The sequence below is a fragment of the Vibrio sp. R10-SG3-ISO10 genome, from assembly GCF_059834185.1.
In genome coordinates, this window is sequence record NZ_JCBDHG010000018.1 from 129,657 (window position 1) to 154,818 (window position 25,162).

Here is a 25,162-nt window from a genome sequence, read left to right on the forward strand (position 1 = left end):
TCTGTGCGTCTTAAAGGATTACGGTCTTATTGCCGTAAACAAAGACGTGATCATTGAGCACTTTGTTGAGAGCTTTGCTCAATACGTTCTTTTCAACGTCACGGCCCGCTTGTGCCATATCTTGGGCGCTAAAGTTATGATCAACAGGAATAACGTCTTGCTTGATGATTGGGCCTTCATCGAGATCGTTAGTTACAAAGTGTGCTGTGGCACCAATGATCTTTACACCGCGCTCATAAGCTTGCTGGTATGGTTTAGCACCAATGAAAGCAGGCAAGAAACTATGGTGAATATTAATAATCTTATGGTGGTACTTCTCGACAAATGATGGCGTCAATACGCGCATGTATTTAGCAAGAACTAAGTAGTCCGCTTGGTACTGGTCGATGACTTCCAGCATTTTCTTTTCGTGCTCTTCACGATTCAATCCTTCATGAGAAACGTGGTGATAAGGGATATCAAATTTCTCAGTTAGGCTTTGTAAAGTGTCGTAGTTACCCACGACAGCAGCGATTTCGACATCCAAGCTGCCGTCATAGTTTTTCATCAAGATGTCACCCAAGCAGTGTGCCTCTTTGGTGACAAGAATGACGACTCGTTTGCGATTTGAACCAATCAATTTACGCTTAGCACCTTCAGGTAAAGCTTGGTCGAGGTCAGCTAAAAAGGTCTGATCATTGAAGTAACCTTCAAGCTCGGTACGCATAAAGAAGTGACCGCTTGTGTTATCTACGAACTCGTTGTTGTGAATAATATTGAGTTGGTGTTTGTAACAAATGTTGGTGATCTTTGAAATAAGACCTGGGGCGTCAGTGCAGTGTGTCAGTAGTGTTTTCTTTTCCATTAGGTTCAAACTTCCGTGAATTATTTTTTTTGTATTGTGAAATTTTTACGGGCAACCGAACGGTGAGCTCACCCGCAGTATTGAAGCTACAATTAAACTAATATCGAGTTGGTTTCAACAAATAATCTGAGTTAACCGATTGGCTGAGGTTATTTGAAGAGTGTTTGTTCTCTTAGCGTGTCTTTTAGGTGGTATGTATGGATAAAGAGCTTCTAGCCCGTAAATTGTATTCTGAACGAGTAAGCGCCTTAACTGGCGGAAAAGAACTAGACGAAGAAATCTTAGATGAAATGTGGGAAAACCGTGCCTCCCCAAGTGAAGCTGCACGTGCCATGATGGATGACCAACAAGATGGCTTTTCTGGACCTGCTTGGTTAAACCGTTACCTCAATAAACGCTAATATCTGAGGCTGCTTAGGCGCGAAAATCTCATTCGCGCCTTGGTGCAAAAACTGCCATAATCTCTCCCCCCTTTATTAACTCTCTGTTGTGCATGATTTCAAAGACCTTCTCCTCTGAGGGAGCGCTAGGTAAAGCAATACCTGGCTTTCAACCGCGTCAAGCTCAGCTCGATATGGCTGAAGCGGTGGCAAGTGCAATCAAAAGCCAAAGTCAGGTGGTCGTTGAAGCCGGAACAGGGACAGGTAAAACCTTTGCCTATCTAGTGCCAGCTTTGTTAAGTGGTAAGAAAACCATCATCAGCACGGGCTCGAAAAACCTCCAAGAACAACTGTTTCACCGTGATTTGCCGTTAATGACCAATGCGTTAGGTTTTTACGGTCAGGTCGCGTTATTGAAAGGTCGCGCAAACTACCTTTGTTTAGACCGTTTGAGTCGCCAGATGGTTGAAAGCCACAATCAAAGCGCGGATCCGACATTGCTAAGTCAATTGGTAAAGGTGCGCAGTTGGTCGTCAGAAACAAAAACTGGTGACCTTGGTGATTGTGATGCCATTGCTGAAGACAGTCCGGTTATTCCAACCATTACCTCAACCAACGACAACTGCCTAGGTAAGGATTGCCCGAGCTACCAAGATTGCTTTGTGCTTAAAGCGAGAAAAAAGGCGATGGATGCTGATGTAGTTGTGGTCAACCACCACTTGTTTCTTGCAGATTTAGCGATTAAAGAAACCGGCTTTGGTGAGTTGATTCCTGAAGCTGAAGTGTTTGTTTTCGACGAAGCGCACCAGCTCCCGGATATTGCCAGCCAGTACTTCGGTCAGTCGCTGTCTAGCCGCCAGATTCAAGAGTTATGCAAAGATATTGAAATTGCTTATCGCACGGAAGCAAAAGACATGCGTCAATTGCAAAAAGCGGGAGAAAAGCTTTATCAAACCGCAATGGATTTGAGAATCGTACTGGGAGAGCCTGGATTTCGTGGCAATTGGCGTGAGGCGGTCACTTCTCCATCTATCGGACGTGAGTTACGACGCTTAGAAGACTCGCTCGATTTTGTTATTGAAGTAGTCAAACTCGCTCTTGGTCGTAGCCAGTTACTCGATAGCGCTTTTGAAAGAGCCAATACCATTAAGGCACGACTAGATAGAGTATGTGACGTCTCCATTACAGGATATTCATACTGGTACGAAACAACACCGCGCCATTTCACCTTACACATTACGCCGCTTACGGTTGCCGATAAGTTCCATGAACAGATTGAGTTAAAGCAGGGGGCTTGGGTATTTACTTCGGCGACGCTTGCTGTGAATGATGACTTCGGCCATTTTACGTCCCGTTTAGGTTTGAAACCTCAGGCGCAAATGTCACTGCCAAGCCCTTTTGACTACCAAACTCAAGCGCGCTTATGTGTACCAAGGTATCTCCCAGAGCCTAATAGTCCGGGTATGGCGGATAAACTGGTTAATATGCTGACGCCAGTGATTGAGCAAAACCAAGGACGCTGTTTTTTCCTTTGTACTTCCCACAGCATGATGAAAGAGCTAGGAGAAAGATTTAGAGAGCGCTTAAGCGTTCCTGTATTGATGCAAGGGGAAACCAGCAAACAGAAAACCCTCGCTGAGTTTATGGAACTAGGTAATGCTTTGCTTGTTGCGACGGGGGCGTTTTGGGAAGGGATTGATGTTAGAGGTGATGCGCTGAGCTGTGTTATCATCGACAAATTACCGTTTACTGCTCCTGATGACCCGCTGTTAAAGGCGCGAATTGAAGATTGTCAGCTTAAAGGCGGTGACCCGTTCTCTCAGGTTCAAATTCCGGATGCGGTCATCACTTTGAAGCAGGGAGTAGGGCGACTCATTCGAGATAAGAACGATAAAGGTGCACTGATTATCTGCGATAATCGATTAGTGACCCGTGAATACGGTGGCGTTTTCCTAGCGAGTTTACCACCGATACCTCGTACCCGAGACTTAGCTTTGGTGCAGGATTTTCTCGAACATAATCAATGATGGTTTGTGACAAGCTAACGACTCGCTTGAGCCGTTTGTTCCCACAAGCTGACAACCAATACAAACGAATAACCAGAGATATCAATGAGTGTAAAGATCCTTGCTCTAGATACAGCAACCGAGAACTGTTCTGTTGCTCTTTTAGTTGACGATAAAGTTTACGTGCGCAGTGAAGTCGCACCTAGAGACCACACTAAAAAAGTACTGCCGATGGTGGATGAAGTACTAAAAGAAGCTGGGGTTAACCTTACTGATTTGGACGCGCTCGCATTTGGTCGCGGTCCTGGCAGCTTTACGGGTGTTCGAATTGGCATTGGTATTGCACAGGGTTTAGCGTTCGGTGCAGATTTACCAATGATTGGCGTGTCTACGTTGGAAGCAATGGCACAAGGTGTATACCGAAAACACGGTGTAAGCCATGTCGCGACAGCGATTGACGCGCGAATGAGTGAGGTTTACTGGGGACGTTTTACTCGTCAAGAAGATGGCACTTGGCATGCTGTAGATGCTGAATGTGTCACTCCCCCTCAATTAGTTTCGGACAACAGCGCCGCGGATGACCAGCAATGGTTGACGGCAGGTACAGGTTGGGATGCGTATACAGAACAACTTGCTGGCGTAAAATTTACGACAGAGAAGAGTGATGTTTTATTCCCAGACGCGGAAGACATTGTTCAACTGGCGAAGTTTGAACTATTGAAAGGCAATACGGTTGATGCGGAAGAGGCGAGCCCAGTCTATCTGCGTGATACGGTTGCTTGGAAAAAACTACCAGGTAGAGAGTAGTTCATACAGGATAAATAAGGCATAAGCGGAAAGTATGGTATCAATCAACGGATTACCTCCTTCGGTTCCTGGACCAAATAGGGCCAACAAAGCCAATAAGAAGAACGAGGTTAAAAAATCTGGCGATAAAGCTGCGGTTAGCCAACCTACTAAGGTGGCTAACGCGGTGGCGCATTCTATCCGTCATGTCAATGAGTCTGAGATTCATAAGGCGCAAGTCCAATATGATCTTCCTGAAGGCCGCAGCCGTAAAGCGATGGAAGAGTATATGGACGTGATGAACCAAGCTAAGCGCGAGGAACTTTCACAGCTGCTGGGTGTCGATATCTATATCTAAATTAAGACTTTGTGTGACGTTATGACTCAACGACCTTTTCGCTTTTTGTGTGCGCTGGCTAGCGTAGTTTTGCTTTCCGCTTGCAGTTCTTTACCTGAAAACCTCAAAACCGAAAACCCAGATGTTGTCACCCGTTATCAAGAGTGGCAACCAGAGGCTCAAGCCAACGCTGAAGTAAGACTTGGTGGATTGATCGCTGATGTAAAGAATCTTAAAGATCAAACCCGTATTGAAGTGGTCAACCTACCTATTGGGTCTGCGGGTAAGCCGGATATCAACCAAGAGCCTGAAGGCCGTTTTGTCGCGTATGTCGACGGTTTTGCTGATCCAGTGACATTGTCTGAGGGACGTCTTATCTCGTTACTTGGAAAAAGCCAAGGCCGAGAACAAGGTAAAGTTGGTGACTATTCTTATGACTTCCCAGTAATGAAGGCGAGTGGTTTTCATTTATGGCGTATTGAAGAGCGTATCATAGTCCATGATTTCGACAGCTACCTCTATCCTTGTCGCGGTCTCTACTGTAGCGATGTTCGTTATGGAACCAGACAGGGCAAAGTGATTCAAGAAGTGAAGTAATGCGCGACGAACGAAAACGCGAGATCCTTAATGGACATATCGCTACAATTGAATATGGACACAGTGAAACGGCCGAACTTTCGGTCGTTTTTTTGCATGGCTGGTTAGATAACGCGGCGAGTTTTGAATCCGTGATGGCCTCTCTTCACGCTCTCAATCCCGATTGTCATTTATGCGCAATCGATTTACCTGGTCACGGCCTTTCTAGTCACAAGGAAGCCAGTAATTTCTATCCTTTTCACGACTATATTGACGATGTTTATCAGTTTTTGGTTAACTTATCACCAAACAGACTGGTGCTAGTAGGGCATTCTCTTGGTGCTTTGATTGCAAGTTGCTATAGTGCCGCCTTTCCTGAACAAGTCAGTGGCTTGGTTCAGATAGAAGGATACGGACCTTTGGCTGAAAAAGCGCAAGATACGGTTTCTCGTTTAAGAGAAGGCGTGCTGAGTCGTCAAAGAATTCGTAGAAAGCCAACTCGCGTTATGTTGTCCGAACAAGAAGCGATAGAGAGGCGAGCAAAGGTAAATCAGATAGATTCTGAGTTAATTGCTCCAATTATACTGCGTGGGCTTGAATCTCATCAGTCTGGCTGGATATGGCGGCACGATGTAAAGCTGCAAAGCCAGTCTCTTTATCGAATGTCATTTGAACATGCCGAGTCTTTTCGCCAACAAGTGACTTGCCCGCAACTTGTCATCCTTGGTGACGAAGGTTTTTCTTATTTGCAGTCTTTTCAGCATGATGCTTCAGATTCCACTCATTTTGAGATGATCGAAGGGGGTCATCACTGTCATCTGCAAGCTCCTTCTAGAGTATCTAACCTAATTTTTGGTTTAGTTAACAAAATTTAAACAAGTGTTTGAGACTTTCGTGCTCAAGGGCTTCGCCTGTGCTGTAATAGACGACGTTGAAAATAGAGCTTTTCACTCAGATGACAGCCAGTTAATTTCGAGGAGTTTTACCGTGGATAAACCTTGGTTATCACGCTATCCAGAAGATGTGCCAGAGCATATCGACCCAGATCAATACCCATCATTAGTGGAAATGTTTGAACAGTCAGTTCAAAAGTATGCCGACCAGCCTGCTTTTATGAACATGGGCTCGGTGATGACATTTCGCAAACTGGAAGAGCGTAGCCGAGCGTTTGCAGCTTACTTGCAAAATGAACTGAAGTTACAAAAGGGTGATCGTGTCGCTTTGATGATGCCTAACCTGCTGCAATATCCAGTTGCCTTGTTTGGTGTGCTACGTGCAGGTTTAATTGCGGTCAACGTGAACCCGCTATACACCCCGCGTGAGCTAGAGCATCAGCTAAATGACTCCGGCGCAAAAGCGATTGTAATAGTATCGAATTTTGCCAATACGCTTGAGCAAGTTGTTGATAACACGCCTGTTAAGCATGTGGTGTTAACCAGTCTAGGGCAGATGTTGCCTCGTGCAAAAGGGACCTTGGTCGACTTCGTCGTTAAGTATGTTAAAGGCATGGTGCCTAAGTATGACCTACCTGGCGCAATCTCCATGCGTAAGGCACTTCACAATGGTCGTCGTCTACAGTATGTAAAGCCTTTCATGTCTGGTGATGATATCGCCTTCTTGCAGTATACCGGTGGCACAACAGGGGTCGCAAAAGGCGCGATTCTGACTCATCGCAATATGATTGCTAACGTTTTACAAGCAAAAGGCGCTTATGGCCCTGTTCTATCTGAAGGTCGTGAACTGGTTGTTACTGCATTACCGCTCTACCATGTGTTTGCACTGACGGTAAACTGTTTGCTGTTTATTGAGATGGGTGGGCAGAACCTGCTGATCACTAACCCTCGTGATATTCCTGGCTTTATTAAAGAGCTACAGAAATACCCGTTTACGGCAATTACCGGCGTTAATACCCTGTTTAATGCACTTGTGAACAACGAAGATTTCCAAGAGCTCGACTTCAGCAAACTCAAACTTTCTGTGGGCGGTGGTATGGCTGTGCAGCGTGCAGTCGCAGAACAGTGGAAAAAGACCACAGGGATTCACTTACTTGAAGGTTACGGGCTAACAGAATGTTCTCCATTAGTTACAGGTAACCCGTACGATCTTACTGACTACACGGGAGCAATTGGCTTGCCGGTTCCTTCTACCGAAGTTCGTATTGTTGATGACGAAGGTAATCCAGTGGCAAATACCGAAGTGGGTGAACTTCAGGTTCGTGGTCCGCAAGTTATGCAAGGTTACTGGCAGCGTCCAGAAGCGACTAAAGAGGTGATCAATGCTGAGGGTTGGTTATCTACGGGTGATATTGTTAAGTTTGACGACGAAGGCTTGCTCCACATTGTTGATCGCAAGAAAGATATGATTCTTGTTTCTGGCTTTAACGTCTATCCAAACGAGATCGAAGATGTTGTCGCGCTTCACGGTAAAGTCCTTGAAGTGGCAGCGATCGGTCAGCCACATGAAGTGTCGGGTGAACTAGTTAAGATTTATGTAGTTAAGCGCGATCCTAGCTTAACTAAAGAAGAGATTATTGCTCACTGTCGTGAACACTTAACGGGTTACAAGGTACCAAAACTTGTCGAGTTTAAAGAAGACTTACCGAAGACCAACGTTGGTAAGATCCTGCGCCGCGTATTGCGTGAAGAAAACGACGCAAACCTAGCCAAGTCAAAGTAACTCGATGAGAGTTAAGCACAGTTAAGTGTTTGATGGTAGAATGCCGACTATACTTAGTCGGCATTTTTTATGGCCGCAAGAAATCGCTCATGGTGAGAAGTTAGTGAATTATCAGATTATTACTCAAACGGCGCAGCTCGATACCGTTTGTCAAAGTGCACGACAAGCTGATGTTGTTATGTTGGATACAGAGTTTGTCCGTACCCGTACATACTATCCGCAGCTTGGTCTTATTCAGCTCTTTGATGGACAGAACCTTTCTCTTATCGATCCAACGGTAATAGAAGATATGGCTCCGTTTGTTGAACTGCTTAAAGATACGTCCGTATTAAAGGTGCTTCATGCCTGTGGTGAAGACTTAGAAGTGTTCCATAACAGCTTTGAGTGTTTGCCATATCCTATGGTCGACACCCAACTTATGGCTGCTTTCCTTGGTCATGGTTTATCGACAGGTTTTGCGGCTTTAGTTGAAAGCTATTTAGGTGTTGAGCTAGATAAGAGTGAGTCTCGTACCGATTGGTTGGCGCGACCACTGACTGATAAACAGCTCGAATACGCAGCTGCGGATGTGTACTACTTACAGCCATTGTATGAACAACTGTTTGAGAAAATTACTCAAGCTGGCTGGTGGGATGCCGCGCAGCAAGAGAGTGATTTACTCGCTTCCAAACGCATTAAAACTGTCAACCTAGAGATGGCGTATCTTGATGTGAAGGGCGCCTGGCAACTCAAGCCAAAAGAGCTTTCAATTCTTAAGCCTTTAGCTACGTGGCGTTTGAAAGAAGCATTACGTCGAGATTTAGCACTTAACTTTATCTTTAAAGAAAACGACCTACTCACTGTTGCGCGTTTGGGTATTCAAAACCATAGCCAGATGGAACAAGAGGGCATGGATTATCGCTCGGTACAACGCCACAGCGCACGCATTATCTCGATCGTAAAATCGGCCAAGAAGACACCCGTCGATGAGTATCCAGAGAAGATTGAACGCCTAATGGATATGCCGGGTTACAAACAGAAATTCAAAGTGCTAAAAGATGAAGTAAAACGCGCTTCGCAGGCTAGCGGGTTAGCCACAGAGTTCTTAGCTTCTAAGAAGCAGCTTAATCAGCTAATGACTTGGGTGTGGAAAAAAGACAGAGATCCCGCCAAGCTACCCGATGTTATGCAAAGCTGGCGACTAGAACTGTTTGGTGAAAAGCTAAACAAGCTTCTCTAGAAAACAAAAAACGGGCTTCCAATTGGAAGCCCGTTTTATGTTCGGTCAAATTAACCCGCTAGAACGTCAGTCGCTACCTTGTAGCTTGGATCTTCTTTAACGTTAATTTCTACTAAGCTGCCTGCTTTGTCGAGTAGCTTGCGACAGTCTGGACTTAGGTGGCGCAAGTGAAGTGTCTTACCTTGAGCTGAGTAGCGCTCTGCAAGTGTTTCAATCGCTTCAATGGCTGAGTGGTCAGTTACGCGAGAATCAGCGAAATCGACAATCACATCGCTTGGGTCTCCGTGTGCATCGAAGATCTCTAAGAAGTTAGCAACCGAGCCGAAGAAAACTGGACCATGGATTTTGTACTCTTTTGAGCCTTCTTCATTGATGCTGGTATCTGCGTAGATGTGCTTAGCGTGTTGCCATGCAAACATAAGTGCAGAGGCAATAACACCAACAAATACGGCAATAGCAAGGTCGGTAAGAACCGTTACTACCGTTACTAGAACAATAACGAAGAAATCTTGTTTTGGTACGCGGCGTGCCAGTTTAAATGTTGCCCACTCAAAGGTACCAATCACGACCATGAACATTACGCCTACTAGTGCTGCCAGAGGGATCATTTCGATCAACGAAGAGGCAAACAAGATGAACATCAGTAGTGCCACAGCGGCAACGATACCAGATAGACGACCACGACCACCCGAGTTTACGTTGATCATTGATTGACCAATCATCGCACAACCACCCATAGCACCAAACACAGAACACGTCATATTTGCCATGCCCTGACCGATACATTCGCGGTTCGATTGACCACGAGTGTTAGTCATTTCGTCAAGCACCGTTAGAGTCAATAGAGACTCAATCAAACCGATTGCAGCAAGAATAATCGCGTACGGAAGAATGATCTGTAGCGTTTCAAGTGTTAGTGGAACGGTAGGAATAGAGAAAGTAGGCAGTGAACCCGCAAGTGTTGCAGCCTCGTCACCGGACATAGTGCGTAGGAAGTCAACCACCGTACGAGTTTCTAGATCTAAACCAACCACTAGCGCGGTGACGGTTACGATAGCGACAAGAGATGACGGTACAGCAGTCGTGAACTTAGGCAAAAAGTGGATGATTGCCATGGTTAAAGCAACGAGACCCAGCATCAGCATCATCTGGTCTGTTGGCAGCCATGTTAATGCGCCAGTTAAGTCTGGTGCTTTAAATTGGCCCAATTGAGCGAGGAAGATAACGATCGCTAAGCCGTTAACGAAGCCAATCATAACCGGATGAGGCACGATACGGATGAACTTACCCAGTTTAAATATACCTGCAGCGACCTGAAGGATACCGGCAAGCATGATGGCAGCAAACAGGTACTGTACGCCATGTGAAGCAACCAGTGACACCATAACTACAGCCATGGCACCCGTTGCACCTGAAATCATACCAGGGCGACCACCGAAGATTGAGGTAATTAAACCTACAATAAATGCTGCGTACAGACCAACCATAGGGTCAACGCCAGCAACGAAGGCAAAAGCGACGGCTTCAGGGACGAGAGCGAGTGCAACGGTCAAACCTGACAACACATCGTTCTTCACAGAGTGTTTAGAAAATTGGGGAAATTCAAACATATTTGCTCAGTTTGGCTAAGTGTTTAAAAGTATTCTGAATTGTATTTAGTCGCCACCGGGCAAAAATGCAATGTAAAAGAGCAGAGGGAGTCGATATAACAATTCAGATCGAGTCGGCGCATGCTACCGAAAAGTGTGATTAAGTTCAAGATTGATACAGATATTGACTAATATTTGTGACAAATAATTGCTCTCAATAAAACTAGCAGCGTGATAACGGTGTGTTTACTTAATTGTTTTAAATAGACATAAAAAAACAGCCTCACGAGGAGGCTGTTTTTATTCGAAAAGCGAATGGCTAAAACTGAGGTTTAGTCATTGCTGCACCAGCTTGGTTGCGAGCGACTTGGCTACCAGCGCCGCGAGACTCGTAACGCTGTGCTTTAAACGGAGCTGCTATTACAGTGATTTCTTTCATTTCTGTACTACCAGGCGCTTTTGCCATAGCGGCAGACGCGTGACCTTTAAAGCTCTGTGCAACAACAATGTCTGAAGTTTCAGCTTTTACTTCTTCAGTAGGCTGCTTAACGTCAGGTGCTTCAACTTTAACTTCAGCTTGAACTGGTTGCTCAACGGTTTCAGCTACCGCTGCAACAGGCTCTGAGACAACTGCCGCTTGTGGTACTTCTACTTGTTCAGGTTGAGCTGCTACTGCAGTTTCTTTTACTGGTTCTTCAATGACAGGCTGCTCACGACGGACAATCACTTTACCCATCGCCATTTCTGGACATGCAAAACCACCCAATGAAGTCACTGTAGTCTCTACTGGCGCTTCTACCTTGTCAGCTTTTGATTGCTGCTTCGGTGCTGGTTTAGCAATACCGTAACTTGGCATCACTTTACCCATCGCCATTTCAGGAGATGCAACACCACCTTTACGTAGGCGGAATGGGTTAGGGCGACGATCACGACCACGACGGCGACGTTGACCACTTGCACGTAGGTGACGTGGAGAACGACGGTTGCGGCGTTGTTTCGGCTGTTCTTCAGCGTTATCCGCTTCAGTATCCAGTGCTTTTTCTTCAACCGCTTCTGCTTTAGCTTCTACTGCAACTTGCTTTGCTTCTTCATCAGCTTTAGCTTTTGCAGCTTGGTCTTTAACTCGAACCTGCTTAGACAGTTTGCGACGTTGACGGCGCTCTTTTACTTTTGCCGCTTTTTCTTCCGCACGCTCTTTGCGTGCTTCAGGTTTGTCGCCTTGCTGAGCGTCAGCCGCTAACTTAAGACCTTCTTCAGCTACCTTGCTAGGCTTAGCTTCGTCACGCTTATTACGGCGATCTTGCTTAGGTTTGCGATTTTGCTGTTTGCGTTCGTTAGGCTTCGCTTCAGTTGCTGCTTCATCACGCGTGTTTTTACGCTTGTTATCGCGTTTGTCTTCACGATTGTCGTTGCGGTTGTCACGATTACCACGACGGCGGTTATCGTTACGGTTGCGACGATTGCGGTTGTTGCGGTTACCTTCTTTACGCTCTTTCGGTTTTTGCTCTTCTTGCTTCTCTTCTTCTTTAGCAGAACCAAATAGGAAGCCACCTAGAGCTTTGAAGAATCGACTTACGAGACCTGCTTGAGGTTCTTGTGATTCTTTCTTCTTCTCTGGTGCTTTCGGCGCTGGTTTAACAGGCGCTGGTGCAGAGTTGCTTGGAGACGCAAAGCCTTTCAGAGCTGGCTCTTCAATCTTCTTAGGTTTGGCTTCAGTTTCGACCGCTACCTCTTTACCTTCTGCTTCCTTCATCGCTTCTAGCTTCTTAGGAAGTAGGTAAGAAAGTAAGTCGAACTCTTCGCCTTCACGGACACGAATCACATCGAAATGCGGTGTTTCCATGTCTGAGTTTGGCACAACCGTGATCTTAACTTCTTGGATACGCTCAATATGGTTAACCGAACGGCGTTTTTCGTTAAGCAGGTAAGAAGCAATCGGCACAGGCACAACAGCAAGAACTTGCGCTGTGTTGTCTTTCAGTGCTTCCTCTTCGATCAAGCGAAGTACAGAAAGTGCCAGAGATTCGTTGTCACGAACAACACCAGTACCACTACAACGTGGACAGATGTGGTGGCTCGCTTCTGCTAGGGATGGACTTAGACGCTGACGAGACATTTCTAATAGGCCAAAACGAGAAATTCGACCAATTTGTACTCTAGCGCGATCCATACGAACAGAATCTCGTAAGCGGTTTTCAACTTCACGTTGGTGACGAACTGGCGTCATATCGATGAAGTCAATAACCACCAAACCACCCAAGTCACGCAGGCGAAGTTGACGAGCAATTTCTTCTGCTGCTTCTAGGTTGGTGTTTAAAGCGGTTTCCTCGATATCGCCACCCTTAGTTGCACGGGCAGAGTTGATATCGATAGAAGTCAGGGCTTCTGTTGGGTCAATAACGATAGAACCACCAGAAGGCAGGCGAACTTCGCGTTGGAACGCGGATTCGATCTGACTTTCAATCTGGTAGTGGCTAAACAGCGGTACTTCACCATCGTATTTCTTCACACGGCTTACGAAATCAGGACGAACTAGGCGGATATGGTCTAGTGCGCGCTCGTAAATTGTGTTGCTGTCGATAAGGATTTCGCCAATATCGCGACGTAGGTAGTCACGAATTGCACGAACAATCACGTTACTTTCTTGGTGAATCAAGAAAGGTGCAGCGTTTGAGTCAGAAGCTTGCTTGATTGCGCCCCAGTGGTTCAGAAGTACGTTTAAATCCCACTCTAGCTCTTCGGCACTTTTACCAACACCTGCAGTACGTACGATCAAACCCATACCTTGAGGTAGTTCTAATGTGCTTAGAGCTGCCTTAAGTTGAGTGCGCTCGTCGCCTTCGATACGGCGAGAAATACCACCGGCACGAGGGTTGTTAGGCATAAGAACAAGGTAGCTACCCGCAAGAGAAATAAACGTAGTTAGAGCTGCGCCCTTGCTACCACGTTCTTCTTTCTCAACTTGTACGATTACTTCTTGGCCTTCAGTTAGCACTTCTTTAATGCTAGGACGGCCTTGGTAGGTGTAACCTTCAGGGAAGTATTCGCGGGCAATTTCTTTAAGAGGGAGGAAACCGTGTCTTTCTGCACCGTAGTCAACAAAAGCCGCTTCTAGGCTTGGTTCGATGCGAGTGATACGTCCTTTGTAGATATTTGCTTTTTTAGATTCATGTCCAGGGCTTTCGATATCCAAATCATATAAGCGCTGACCATCAACCAAAGCAACACGCAACTCTTCTTTTTGAGTTGCGTTAATTAACATTCTTTTCATTGATAAATCTCGTTGTCATTCTTTTGTTTTTCTTGTCACTTCGATCGCTTTCAAGGTGCCTGATCCCATGGCTTAATCGGTGCAGCCTCCCGGCTGGAGGGATGCTCTGGGGCACTTCAGTCTCACAAACTTTTCTCGTTCAGCTTGTGCGCCGCATCGGCGGCGGTAAACACTCAACATGATGAGCGACGAGTAGGGTGACAAGTTTGTTAATCTCGAAAATGTCTTACGCCGTGTGCTGCATTTTGGTAAATTAACGGGCTACTCAATTTATTGCTCAAATATGAGGTGGTTTGTATAAAATGCAACCAAATCATATATTGCAGGTGTGAACTATAGCAGTACCCACTAAACTCAGCAATCTGCTTTATAATAAAACGCTAAAAAAGCTGATTTTATTTTTTGTAAGTAACTGTTTTATAGGTTTAATTAGAGATATTTTTGAAAATTGTAATAAAACTGATGGATTTTTATTCGTAGCAGAATTTGAATCCACTCTTATCGAGCAATTTTCCATTTTGTTGCGAAGAAAATGTGAATCTGCGCAACTTAGAGTGTTAGAATAAGTTCATGAGTGAAATTAGAACAAAAGTCCAATTCGTCGACATTGACGACGACATGGCAGGGCAGCGTATTGATAACTTCTTACGCAACCAATTGAAAAGTATCCCTAAAAGTATGGTTTACCGTATTTTGCGTAAAGGCGAAGTACGAGTGAACAAAAAGCGCGTAAAAGCGGAATATAAGCTCCAGGCTGGCGATCTTGTCCGGATTCCACCGGTTACTATTGAAGATAAGCCTGAAGAAGTTGCACCGAGTACCAAGCTAAATAAGGTCGCAGAGCTTGAAAATATGATCATCCATGAAGATGACCATATGTTAATCCTTAACAAACCTTCAGGAACCGCCGTTCACGGTGGTAGCGGATTAAAGTTTGGTGCGATTGAAGCACTTCGTGCTCTGCGCCCTCAAGCAAGGTTTCTAGAATTAGTGCATCGTATTGACCGAGACACGTCTGGCATTTTACTGGTGGCAAAGAAACGTTCGGCATTGCGTCATTTGCAAGCCCAGTTTCGTGAAAAGACAGTACAGAAGTACTATTTTGCACTGGTGATGGGCGAATGGAAAGCGAGCTGTAAAAAGGTTAACGCCCCTTTGCTTAAGAACGAAGTGAACAGTATTGTGCGAGTAAACCCCAACGGTAAACCTTCGGAAACAAGATTTAAGATCATTGAGAAGTTTGCCAATGCAACGCTGATTCAGGCGAGTCCGATTACAGGTCGTACGCACCAAATTCGCGTTCATACCCAATACACGGGTCACCCAATTGCATGGGATGATCGCTATGGCGACCGACGTTTTGATGCCTACATGGGCAAAGTTGGCTTAGACCGCTTATTCCTTCATGCGGCTAACATTAAGTTCCAACACCCATCAAATGATGAGTGGATGGAAATTAATGCGCCGATGGAGCCAAAGTTGGAAAAAGCGCTAGCGGGGCTGCGTAAGCTATAGGAATGGGAACGGGCTGCGCCCTACGAGAACACTGCGTTTCGAGAATCGAGAGCGGACTTCGTCCTTCGAGATTCCTTCGTGGCGAATATGTCGAGAGTTGCTGACAGTGTTGGCTTCTGTTTTAGCGTAATAATCTAAAACTAAAATAATGGGTTGAAGCTATGTGCCAACCCTTTAAACTTTTCTCGCATCTCGCATCTCGCATCTCGCATCTCGCATCTCGCATCTCGCATCTCGCATCTCGCATCTCGCATCTCGCATCTCGCATCTCGCATCTCGCTAAAGCACCTCAACTCCTTGTGCTGTGAGCATATCAATCAAATCAATCAGTGGCAGTCCAACTAAGGTGTTTGGATCTTTACCTTCCAATCGTTCAAACAGAGCGATACCTAAGCCTTCGCTTTTAAAGCTTCCCGCACAGTAAAAAGGTTGCTCTTTATCTACATAATTTTCGATCTGCTTTTTGCTTAGAGCTCTAAAGTGGACCGTAAAGGTATCGACCTTGATGTCGGTGAGCCCGGTATGAGTATTGTGCAGAGCTAAGCCGGTATAAAACTGAATAGATTGACCGCTTTGATCAAGCAGCTGACCAATCGCCTTTTCGCGTGTATGAGGCTTACCGATGATGTTGCCGTTAATTACGCAAACCTGGTCGCTACCAATGACTAAACTTGGCTGACTCACTGAGCAAGACTCGGCTTTACCCTTGGCTAGCCTTTTAACCAACTCAATTGGCGCTTCATTCTCTAACGGAGTTTCATCGAAAGCGGGAGAAGCTGTCTCAAATTCTATTGCTAGTTTATTGAGCAGTTGTTTACGATATGGCGATGTAGAGGCTAAAACTAGTTGGTAATTCGGCATTTTTCTTTACAATCAAAACAAGAGTTGGTGAGAGCTTAATGTATATTACGTCTTAGATACTAGCTCTCAAGCTGATAAGGAAAAAAAGTACATTTTTTTGCCCTTTTTCTTTGACTATAAACGATTTGGAAGATAGAATTCGCGCCCTATGCAAAAGGTAAAAATACCGCGTACGATTGATCCGTCACGCGCTGCTCAGAAGCGACTAGATGTTGAAGGTATTATTCAAGTTAGTCTCTTCAAGCGCTTAGATGAATCAGTTGAAGGCGTTAAACGCGACGCCCAAGTGTCACTGTCATTTGACTTAGATGAGCAGCGACTCGTTGTTATCTCTGGTAAAGCTAACATCGAAGTCGACTTAGAGTGTCAGCGCTGTAATGAGGTTTTCGCACATGAGTGCGAGGTCCAATTCACTTATACACCTTACAAAGGTGAAAAGACTGAAGAGGAAGCACCGGAAGAGTACGATTTGGTAGATCTGAACGAGTACGGTGAGTTAGACCTAATACAGTTAGTTGAAGACGAGTTCATTCTAAACTTGCCTCAAATAGCAATGCACGATGAAGCGGACTGTAGCGTTGATTCAGATAATATGGTGTTTGGTGAACTTCCAGAAGAAATTGTGGAAGAAGAAAAGAAGCCGAATCCATTTGACGTTTTAAAAAGCTTAAAGAAGTAATTCTTTAATACTTACATAGGAGTAGGGTCAATGGCCGTACAAAAGAGCAAGAAATCTCGTTCAATGCGTGGTATGCGTCGTTCACACGATGCCCTAACTACAGCTGCACTTTCTGTAGACGCAACTTCAGGTGAAACTCACCTGCGCCACAACGTAACTGCTGAAGGTTACTACCGTGGCAAAAAGGTTATCAACAAGTAAGGTTGACCTTTGCAAAATATAACCGTTGCACTTGATGCAATGGGCGGGGATTTCGGTCCTCGCGTCACAGTGCCTGCCGCCGTGCAGGCACTGTCGCATTTCCCAGAGCTAAAAGTGATCCTTATTGGTGATCAAAACGCGATCACATCTCAATTATCTTCTCTTGGTTACCAGCCAGATGCTCGTTTGAGTATTGAACACGCTGACCGAGTGATTTCCAACACAGAAAAACCTTCCCTCGCACTCCGTAACAATCAAGGCAGCTCTATGGGCATGGCGATTGATCTTGTCGCCGACAGTCAAGCCGATGCATGTGTTAGCTGTGGAAACACGGGTGCTTTGATGGCCTTATCGCGATTTAAGTTGAAACTGTTACCGGGTATAGAACGCCCTGCGCTTATCTCTGCATTACCGACCGCTTCAGGTGGTAGAACTTGGATGTTGGACTTAGGGGCCAATGTATCAAGTGATGCGGATTCGTTGTTTCAATTTGCCGTAATGGGCAGTGCGCTTGTAGAGCAGTATGTGGACAAGCCACCTCGAGTAGCCATTCTCAACATAGGCGCTGAAGAAATAAAAGGTAATGACCTCGTCAAGCGCTGTGCAGAAATGTTGGAAAATACTCGTTCGGTGAACTTTGTTGGCTATATTGAAGGTAACCAATTACTCCATGATGCCGCAGACGTTGTTGTTTGTGACGGTTTTGTGGGCAATGTTTGTCTAAAAGCATGTGAAGGCACCGCGCAACTTTTTATCGATAAGTTGAAATCGAGTATGATGACCTCATCTATAAAGGGTTGGATTGCAAGAAAATTGTTTTCCGGACTATTTAATGAACTAAAAACATTGAACCCCGACCAGTATAACGGCGCAAGTTTGCTAGGATTGCGCGGCATTGTCATAAAAAGCCACGGAAGTGCTGATGTAGACGCAGTCATCAATGCAATTGGTGAGGCACTACATGAGGTCAAACGACAAGTACCAAGCCGTATTAGCGATCGTTTGGAAGCGGTTTTACTCGAGAGGCATTATTAGTCTTCATGTATAGCAAAATTTTAGGTACTGGCAGCTACCTGCCATCTCAGGTGCGTTCAAACGCAGACTTAGAGAAAATGGTAGATACAAGTGATGAGTGGATTGTAACTCGTACGGGTATTAAAGAGCGACGCATTGCAGCTGAAAACGAAACAGTTGCAGACATGGGTTATCAAGCAGCCAAAAATGCTATCGAGATGGCAGGTATCGATAAGAACGATATCGATATGATTCTTGTAGCGACGACTAGTGGTTCTCACGCTTTCCCATCAGCAGCATGTCAGGTCCAAGCGCTTCTCGGTATTAAGCATTGTCCTGCGTTTGATATGGCTGCGGCATGTTCAGGGTTTGTTTATGCCTTGTCTGTTGCTGATCAGTACATCAAAACAGGTCACTGTAAGAATATCCTAGTGATCGGTGCCGACGCTTTGTCTAAAACCTGTGATCCTAACGACCGTTCAACGATTATCCTTTTCGGGGATGCAGCGGGTGCCGTTGTCGTTGGTGCGAGTGAAGAACCAGGTATCTTATCAACAACGATTAACTCTGATGGCCGTTTTGGTGAGCTATTAAGCCTCAAATTCCCAGACCGCCATGAGAAAGTGCCAAGTGAGTCGGAGCATAGCGAAGATATCAACAGCTGGCTGCATATGGCTGGTAACGAAGTATTTAAAGTCGCCGTTACTCAGCTTTCTCGTCTAGTAAAAGAAACACTAAAAGAGAATGATATGGACAAGTCAGAGTTAGACTGGCTAGTTCCTCATCAAGCAAATCTACGTATTATTTCCGCGACAGCTAAGAAGCTTGCGATGCCGATGGAACAAGTAGTCGTTACATTGGATCGCCATGGCAACACGTCTGCGGCAACAGTGCCAACAGCACTTGATGAAGCGGTACGTGATGGGCGAATTAAGCGTGGTCAAACACTGTTGCTTGAGGCATTTGGTGGTGGCTTTACTTGGGGCTCAGCTCTCGTTAAGTTCTAAGTTATAGAATTCAAAATTAAGATGCCTTGATAGGCATCTTTTCTTTCTTCTTTTAATAAAGAAACGGTTTTAAGGAAAAGAAAATGAGCAAGTTTGCTATCGTATTTCCAGGTCAGGGCTCACAAGCTGTGGGTATGCTTGCTGAACTTGGCGAACAGTTTGAAGTCGTTAAACAAACATTTGCAGAAGCATCGGAAGCACTAGGCTACGACCTATGGGCTCTAGTTCAGAATGGCCCTGCAGAAGATCTAAACCAAACACACCGTACTCAACCGGCACTGCTGGCATCATCTGTTGCGATCTGGCGTGTATGGCAAGAGCAAGGCCTAGAGCAACCAGCTAATCTAGCGGGTCACAGCTTAGGTGAATACTCTGCACTAGTATGTGCTGGCGTGATTGACTTTAAGCAAGCGATCAAACTGGTTGAACTACGTGGTCAACTAATGCAAGAAGCGGTTCCGGCTGGAACAGGTGCAATGTACGCGATCATCGGTCTTGATGATGACGCTATCGCAAAAGCTTGTGAAGAAGCAGCGCAAGGCGAAGTGGTTTCACCGGTAAACTTCAACTCGCCTGGCCAAGTTGTGATTGCAGGTAGTAAAGATGCAGTAGAGCGCGCGGGCGCACTATGTAAAGAAGCCGGTGCTAAGCGCGCGCTTCCACTTCCGGTTTCAGTACCTTCTCACTGTGCATTGATGAAACCTGCAGCAGACAAGCTAGCAGTGGCACTAGAAGAGATTGAATTCAACGCACCTCAATTCCCTGTTATCAACAACGTTGACGTAGCCGCGGAAACTGATCCTGCGAAAATCAAAGATGCGCTTGTTCGTCAACTACACAGCCCAGTTCGTTGGACTGAGAGCGTGCAACTGATGAGCGAGCAAGGCGTAGAGAAGTTACTAGAGCTTGGCCCTGGTAAGGTTCTAACTGGCCTGACAAAACGAATTGTTAAGACACTAAGTGGCGCAGCAGTGAATGATGCTGCATCTCTAGAAGCTGCTAAGTAATTAAAGAACATAGGAATAAAGAACATGATGAACCTAGAAGGTAAGATTGCTCTAGTCACTGGCGCAAGCCGTGGTATTGGTCGTGCAATTGCTGAACTATTGGTTGAGCGTGGCGCGACAGTAATCGGTACTGCGACTTCTGAAGGCGGCGCGGCTGCAATCAGCGAGTACCTTGGTGAAAATGGTAAAGGTCTAGCACTTAACGTTACTGACGTTGAGTCGATTGAAGCGACACTAAAGACCATCAACGATGAGTTTGGTGCGATTGATATCCTAGTGAATAACGCAGGTATTACTCGTGATAACCTACTGATGCGTATGAAAGATTCAGAGTGGGATGACATCATTGATACCAACCTAACGCCTATCTTCCGTATGTCTAAAGCTGTGCTTCGCGGTATGATGAAGAAACGCGCTGGTCGTATCATCAACGTAGGTTCTGTTGTTGGTACTATGGGTAACGCGGGTCAAGCAAACTACGCTGCAGCAAAAGCGGGCGTAATTGGTTTCACTAAATCTATGGCACGCGAAGTTGCTTCTCGTGGTGTAACTGTTAACACCGTTGCACCTGGCTTTATCGAAACAGACATGACTAAAGCGTTAAACGAAGAGCAACGTGCATCGACTCTTTCTGCAGTCCCTGCAGGTCGTTTAGGTGATCCACGTGAAATTGCATCGGCAGTAGTATTCCTTGCTTCTCCTGAAGCGGCATACATTACTGGCGAAACTTTGCATGTAAATGGCGGCATGTACATGGTGTAAATCGCTTACCTTGCAGAATTAGTGAACTTTTTCATTAAATTTCATTCAAATTTCTGCGGGCAGAGTGAATTTGCACTTAATGTCACCAACTTGGCTATTTATTGTCATTAAAATGGCCTATAGTTTGAGATTCTTGATATGAACGTGCGCAAGATTTGTGCATGATTTAAGTCAAAAATGTATTGAATTTCGGTTAAAATCGCTAAAATTGTGGTTTGACCAGCAAGGTCCCTCTTGCAACTTTTGGTAGTTCGAATAAACTACTGAATCATCGCATTAGGCGAAATCTGTAAAGGAAAAGAAAAAATGAGCAACATCGAAGAACGCGTAAAGAAAATCATTGTTGAACAGCTAGGTGTAGACGAAGCTGAAGTTAAGAACGAAGCTTCATTCGTTGACGATCTAGGTGCTGATTCTCTAGACACTGTTGAACTAGTAATGGCTCTAGAAGAAGAATTTGACACTGAGATTCCAGACGAAGAAGCTGAGAAAATCACTACTGTTCAAGCTGCAATCGACTACGTAAACAGCGCTCAGTAATATCTCTCCCAGGCGGCCTTCTGGCCGCCTGTGTTCTCTTTAACCCTTCTATCCTTCCATAGAATCATTTCAATTCCGGAGAATAATATCGTGTCCAAGCGTCGTGTTGTTGTCACTGGCATGGGTATGTTGTCACCGGTAGGCAACACCGTAGAATCATCTTGGAAAGCCCTGCTAGCAGGTCAAAGCGGTATCGTGAATATCGAGCACTTTGATGCTGAAAACTTTTCTACTCGTTTTGCGGGTCTAGTAAAAGGTTTTGACTGTACTGAATACATGTCTAAAAAAGATGCACGTAAAATGGATCTATTTATCCAATACGGCATTGCAGCTGGTATCCAAGCTCTAGATGACTCTGGTTTACAAATTAACGAAGAAAACGCTGCTCGTGTTGGCGTAGCAATCGGTTCAGGCATTGGTGGCCTAGACCTTATCGAAGCAGGCCATACTGCGCTTGTTGAGAAAGGTCCACGTAAAGTGAGCCCGTTCTTCGTACCATCAACCATCGTAAACATGGTTGCAGGAAACTTATCTATTATGCGTGGTCTTCGCGGTCCAAACATCGCGATCTCGACGGCGTGTACAACAGGTCTACATAATATCGGCCATGCGGCTCGTATGATTGCATACGGTGATGCAGAAGCTATGGTTGCAGGTGGTGCAGAGAAAGCATCTACACCTCTAGGTATGGCAGGCTTTGGTGCTGCGAAAGCACTTTCTACTCGTAACGACGAACCACAAAAAGCTTCTCGTCCATGGGATAAAGACCGTGATGGTTTTGTTCTTGGTGATGGTGCAGGCATGATGGTTCTTGAAGAATACGAGCACGCAAAAGCTCGCGGTGCAAAAATCTACGCTGAGCTTGTCGGTTTCGGTATGTCTGGTGATGCTTACCACATGACGTCTCCAAGTGAAGACGGTTCAGGTGGTGCACTAGCTATGGAAGCGGCAATGCGTGATGCAGGTATCACAGGTACTCAAGTAGGCTATGTGAATGCTCACGGGACTTCTACACCAGCTGGTGATGTCGCTGAAATTAAAGGCGTTAAACGTGCGCTAGGCGAAGAAGGTTCTAAGCAAGTTAAAGTGTCTTCAACTAAGTCTATGACTGGTCACTTGCTTGGTGCTGCGGGTTCTGTAGAAGCGATCATTACGGTGATGTCTCTGGTTGATCAAATGGTTCCACCAACAATCAACCTAGACAACCCTGAAGAAGGCTTAGATATTGACCTAGTTCCGCATACTGCTAAAGAAGTTTCAATGGATTACGCTATCTGTAACTCATTCGGCTTCGGTGGTACTAACGGCTCACTAGTGTTTAAAAAAATCTAAACAAGCGCCTGAATTAGACTAAATAAACGGCTTAATGCTTTGGCATTAAGCCGTTTTGTTATTTAATGGTCTCTTAAAACTTGGCGCTCAAGCATAGGTGATAAAAAGGATTTCGCATGTTCATAGTCAATGGTGTCTGTTGTGAGTCAATCGCGGTGACAGATCGTTCGTTTCAATATGGTGACGGCTGTTTTACCACTATGCTGACACGAGAAGGGCACATCGCTCATTGGTCAAAGCATGTTGACCGTATGAATGCTTGTTTGGATGTGTTAGAGATATCCCGCCCTGATTGGACTCAAGTTGAAAGTTGGTTGGCTCAGGCAGTTCGCAACGACCGAAAAGCGGGGTTAAAACTGCATATCAGTCGCGGTACAGGGGGAAGGGGATATAGCCCTACTCATGTAGCCTCACCAAATGTTACTATTAGCGACTTTATTTATCCTGCTTACTATGAACAATGGAGTGAGCAAGGAATTGAACTGGGTATCTGTGAGCGACGACTTGGTCATAGCCCCTTATTGGCGGGGCACAAACATAACAACCGTCTTGAGCAAGTGTTACTTAAAGCTGAGCTAGAGCAGCATTCGTTTGCTGACGGGATCGCGCTTGATATTGATGGCAACGTGATTGAAACCACCATGGCAAACTTATTTTGGGTAAAGGGGGCAACACTGTTTACCCCCAGCTTAGATAAAGCAGGTGTCAGCGGAGTTATACGACGCGTTGTATTGGAATGGGCGCAGGCAGAGGGGATTGCGACTCAAATAGGGGAGTATAAACTCTCTGATTTACGTAATGCTGATGAAGTGTTTATGACCAATTCCATCTTAGGCGCAGCGCCGATTTGTGCTATTGATTCACACCAGTTTGATATTGGAAAAACAACTAAACGAATTCAGGAGATGATCGACTCGTGATTAAAAAAATCACGCTCTTTTTGTTGTTAGTGGCTGCATTGGCAGCGGGCGGCTATGTGTATGTCGCTAAACAAGTAGAGCAGTACGTAAACCAGCCTCTTCAAATCGAGCAGTCACAGATATTTACCATCGCTTCCGGAACGAGCTTTAATCGTGTCCTGGAACAGCTTACCGAGTCTAAAATGGTCACTGGTAGTGATGTGGTTAAACTTGTTCGTCGATTCCACCCTGAACTGACACAATTACGCGCCGGAACCTATTTATTGGACTCAGGTTCTACTCTCAAATCGACGTTAGAGCAATTTAAGCAGGGTAAGGAACACCAATTTTCGATAACTTTCGTCGAAGGCTCTACGTTTAAAGAGTGGCAGCAAATCATCGACAATGCACCATATTTGGAGCATGAGTTAGATGGATTAAGTGAAGCTCAGATTGCGCAAAAACTTGGCGTGCCACACGAAAAGTTAGAAGGGTTATTGCTAGCAGAAACCTATCACTACACCTTCGGTGCATCTGATCTCGATATTTTGAAGCGCGCTGCTGACAAACTGCAAATGGTGCTTGATGAGCATTGGGCAACTCGCCAAGAGAAGTTGCCACTAAAATCCTCATATGAAGCGCTTATCTTGGCTTCAATTATAGAGAAAGAAACCGCGGTAGAGTCTGAACGTGAGCGTGTTGCGGCAGTATTCGTTAATCGTTTAAACAAACGGATGCGATTACAAACCGACCCAACCGTCATCTACGGGATGGGGGATAAGTACGATGGGAATATTCGTAAGAAAGATCTTCGAACGCCAACACCATACAATACCTATACGATTTTCGGCTTGCCACCAACACCTATCGCAATGCCAGGGGAAGCTTCTATTCAAGCTGCTCTTAACCCAGAAGACAGTAATTACCTTTACTTTGTCGCAAGTGGTAATGGTGGACATGTATTTTCTAAAACATTGGCTGAACATAATCGAGCAGTTCGAGCATATTTAAAGCAATTAAGAAGTAAGAAATGAAAAACGGCAAATTTATCGTCATTGAAGGCCTAGAAGGCGCAGGTAAAAGTACAGCGATTAAGGCGGTACTTGAAACGCTAACAAATGCCGGTGTTGAGCGCATCCAAAATACACGTGAGCCAGGTGGAACGGCCTTGGCTGAACAGTTACGTACTTTGGTTAAACAAGAGCACGAAGGTGAAGAGCTGCAAGATATGACGGAGCTGCTGCTGATGTACGCAGCGCGAGTCCAGCTAGTTGAGAACGTGATTAAACCTGCACTTGCTTCTGGTAGTTGGGTTGTGGGGGATAGACACGATATGTCTTCGCAAGCTTATCAAGGCGGCGGGCGTCAGATCCCGCGTGAAACCATGACTGCGCTTAAGCAAACGACCTTAGGTGAATTTAAGCCTGATCTAACGATCTATCTTGATCTTGATCCGCGAGTTGGCCTTGAACGTGCTCGTGGTCGCGGAGAATTGGATCGCATAGAGAAAATGGACATGAGCTTTTTCGACCGTACGCGTGAGCGTTACCTTGAACTTGCAGAGAATGATGAGTCAGTCGTTGTGGTCAACGCAGAGCAAAGTATTGACAAGGTCGCTGCAGACATCTCGGCATTAGTGAGCAATTGGGTGAGCGCATAGC

At 45.4% G+C, this 25,162-nt stretch carries 24 protein-coding genes; 20 read left to right on the forward strand and 4 right to left on the reverse strand.

Annotated features, from left to right (window positions below; translation table 11 throughout):
• Window positions 1-10 precede the first annotated feature (10 nt).
• Window positions 11-844: a formyltetrahydrofolate deformylase gene (purU, locus tag AC6R16_RS09815; RefSeq protein WP_171321097.1), complete on the reverse strand. Its 834-nt coding sequence runs from the start codon at window positions 842-844 to the stop codon at window positions 11-13.
• 197 nt (window positions 845-1,041) lie between these two features.
• On the opposite strand from purU, the gene AC6R16_RS09820 reads away from it, so the two are divergent.
• The 8 genes from AC6R16_RS09820 to rnd all read left to right on the forward strand — a co-directional run bounded on the left by AC6R16_RS09820 (window position 1,042) and on the right by rnd (window position 8,824).
• Window positions 1,042-1,245 (forward strand): hypothetical protein, encoded by a 204-nt coding sequence (locus AC6R16_RS09820; RefSeq protein ID WP_004746521.1) that lies wholly within the window; start codon window positions 1,042-1,044, stop codon window positions 1,243-1,245.
• Window positions 1,246-1,337: 92 nt separating this feature from the next.
• Window positions 1,338-3,251 carry a DNA repair helicase YoaA gene (gene yoaA / locus AC6R16_RS09825; RefSeq protein WP_500674273.1) on the forward strand — a complete coding sequence of 638 codons (1,914 nt, stop codon included), beginning with the start codon at window positions 1,338-1,340 and terminating at the stop codon, window positions 3,249-3,251.
• An 84-nt stretch (window positions 3,252-3,335) separates the two neighbouring features.
• Entirely contained in the window at window positions 3,336-4,037 is a 702-nt protein-coding gene (gene tsaB, locus AC6R16_RS09830; protein WP_500674274.1) for a tRNA (adenosine(37)-N6)-threonylcarbamoyltransferase complex dimerization subunit type 1 TsaB, read from the forward strand.
• Between the two features lie 34 nt (window positions 4,038-4,071).
• On the forward strand, window positions 4,072-4,374 hold the full coding sequence (locus tag AC6R16_RS09835; RefSeq protein WP_004746527.1) for a hypothetical protein: 303 nt from the start codon (window positions 4,072-4,074) through the stop codon (window positions 4,372-4,374).
• Window positions 4,375-4,395: 21 nt separating this feature from the next.
• Entirely contained in the window at window positions 4,396-4,950 is a 555-nt protein-coding gene (locus tag AC6R16_RS09840) for a Slp family lipoprotein (protein ID WP_500674275.1), read from the forward strand.
• Window positions 4,950-5,804 (forward strand): alpha/beta fold hydrolase, encoded by an 855-nt coding sequence (locus AC6R16_RS09845; protein ID WP_500674276.1) that lies wholly within the window; start codon window positions 4,950-4,952, stop codon window positions 5,802-5,804. The genes AC6R16_RS09840 and AC6R16_RS09845 overlap by 1 nt, the downstream gene beginning before the upstream one ends.
• A 112-nt stretch (window positions 5,805-5,916) precedes the next feature.
• Complete coding sequence (gene fadD, locus AC6R16_RS09850; RefSeq protein WP_500641761.1) at window positions 5,917-7,605, forward strand: long-chain-fatty-acid--CoA ligase FadD; 1,689 nt, start codon at window positions 5,917-5,919, stop codon at window positions 7,603-7,605.
• Window positions 7,606-7,708: 103 nt separating this feature from the next.
• Window positions 7,709-8,824 (forward strand): ribonuclease D, encoded by a 1,116-nt coding sequence (gene rnd, locus AC6R16_RS09855; RefSeq protein WP_500642216.1) that lies wholly within the window; start codon window positions 7,709-7,711, stop codon window positions 8,822-8,824.
• Window positions 8,825-8,874: 50 nt separating this feature from the next.
• On the opposite strand, the gene AC6R16_RS09860 is transcribed toward rnd, so the two are convergent.
• Together AC6R16_RS09860 and rne are read right to left on the reverse strand one after the other, a co-directional pair.
• Window positions 8,875-10,434 carry a SulP family inorganic anion transporter gene (locus AC6R16_RS09860; RefSeq protein WP_500641762.1) on the reverse strand — a complete coding sequence of 520 codons (1,560 nt, stop codon included), beginning with the start codon at window positions 10,432-10,434 and terminating at the stop codon, window positions 8,875-8,877.
• A 298-nt stretch (window positions 10,435-10,732) separates the two neighbouring features.
• Window positions 10,733-13,684: a ribonuclease E gene (gene rne / locus AC6R16_RS09865; RefSeq protein ID WP_500674277.1), complete on the reverse strand. Its 2,952-nt coding sequence runs from the start codon at window positions 13,682-13,684 to the stop codon at window positions 10,733-10,735.
• Between the two features lie 570 nt (window positions 13,685-14,254).
• On the opposite strand from rne, the gene rluC reads away from it, so the two are divergent.
• Window positions 14,255-15,199: a 23S rRNA pseudouridine(955/2504/2580) synthase RluC gene (gene rluC / locus AC6R16_RS09870; RefSeq protein WP_500674278.1), complete on the forward strand. Its 945-nt coding sequence runs from the start codon at window positions 14,255-14,257 to the stop codon at window positions 15,197-15,199.
• 279 nt (window positions 15,200-15,478) lie between these two features.
• On the opposite strand, the gene AC6R16_RS09875 is transcribed toward rluC, so the two are convergent.
• On the reverse strand, window positions 15,479-16,060 hold the full coding sequence (locus AC6R16_RS09875) for a Maf family protein (RefSeq protein WP_500674279.1): 582 nt from the start codon (window positions 16,058-16,060) through the stop codon (window positions 15,479-15,481).
• A 148-nt stretch (window positions 16,061-16,208) separates the two neighbouring features.
• Between AC6R16_RS09875 and yceD the strand changes: the two genes are divergently transcribed.
• The 11 genes from yceD to tmk all read left to right on the forward strand — a co-directional run bounded on the left by yceD (window position 16,209) and on the right by tmk (window position 25,161).
• Complete coding sequence (yceD, locus tag AC6R16_RS09880) at window positions 16,209-16,739, forward strand: 23S rRNA accumulation protein YceD (protein ID WP_004746543.1); 531 nt, start codon at window positions 16,209-16,211, stop codon at window positions 16,737-16,739.
• Between the two features lie 30 nt (window positions 16,740-16,769).
• Entirely contained in the window at window positions 16,770-16,940 is a 171-nt protein-coding gene (rpmF, locus tag AC6R16_RS09885) for a 50S ribosomal protein L32 (RefSeq protein WP_004414666.1), read from the forward strand.
• 9 nt (window positions 16,941-16,949) lie between these two features.
• A complete protein-coding gene (plsX, locus tag AC6R16_RS09890) occupies window positions 16,950-17,975 on the forward strand; it encodes a phosphate acyltransferase PlsX (protein WP_500674280.1) in 1,026 nt (341 codons plus the stop codon).
• Window positions 17,976-17,980: 5 nt separating this feature from the next.
• Window positions 17,981-18,961, forward strand: coding sequence for a beta-ketoacyl-ACP synthase III (locus AC6R16_RS09895; RefSeq protein ID WP_500641767.1), 981 nt, complete (start codon window positions 17,981-17,983; stop codon window positions 18,959-18,961).
• 83 nt (window positions 18,962-19,044) lie between these two features.
• Window positions 19,045-19,968 carry an ACP S-malonyltransferase gene (fabD, locus tag AC6R16_RS09900; RefSeq protein ID WP_500641768.1) on the forward strand — a complete coding sequence of 308 codons (924 nt, stop codon included), beginning with the start codon at window positions 19,045-19,047 and terminating at the stop codon, window positions 19,966-19,968.
• Between the two features lie 27 nt (window positions 19,969-19,995).
• Window positions 19,996-20,730, forward strand: a complete 735-nt coding sequence (fabG, locus tag AC6R16_RS09905) for a 3-oxoacyl-ACP reductase FabG (RefSeq protein WP_004746550.1) — start codon at window positions 19,996-19,998, stop codon at window positions 20,728-20,730.
• A gap of 306 nt (window positions 20,731-21,036) precedes the next feature.
• Window positions 21,037-21,270 carry an acyl carrier protein gene (gene acpP, locus AC6R16_RS09910; RefSeq protein WP_004406112.1) on the forward strand — a complete coding sequence of 78 codons (234 nt, stop codon included), beginning with the start codon at window positions 21,037-21,039 and terminating at the stop codon, window positions 21,268-21,270.
• 90 nt (window positions 21,271-21,360) lie between these two features.
• Entirely contained in the window at window positions 21,361-22,602 is a 1,242-nt protein-coding gene (fabF, locus tag AC6R16_RS09915; protein ID WP_500641769.1) for a beta-ketoacyl-ACP synthase II, read from the forward strand.
• 116 nt (window positions 22,603-22,718) lie between these two features.
• Window positions 22,719-23,522 carry an aminodeoxychorismate lyase gene (gene pabC / locus AC6R16_RS09920; RefSeq protein WP_500674281.1) on the forward strand — a complete coding sequence of 268 codons (804 nt, stop codon included), beginning with the start codon at window positions 22,719-22,721 and terminating at the stop codon, window positions 23,520-23,522.
• Window positions 23,519-24,535, forward strand: coding sequence for an endolytic transglycosylase MltG (gene mltG, locus AC6R16_RS09925; RefSeq protein WP_500674282.1), 1,017 nt, complete (start codon window positions 23,519-23,521; stop codon window positions 24,533-24,535). The genes pabC and mltG overlap by 4 nt, the downstream gene beginning before the upstream one ends.
• Window positions 24,532-25,161: a dTMP kinase gene (tmk, locus tag AC6R16_RS09930; RefSeq protein ID WP_500674283.1), complete on the forward strand. Its 630-nt coding sequence runs from the start codon at window positions 24,532-24,534 to the stop codon at window positions 25,159-25,161. Before mltG ends, tmk begins: the two co-directional genes overlap by 4 nt.
• Window position 25,162: the final 1 nt, after the last annotated feature.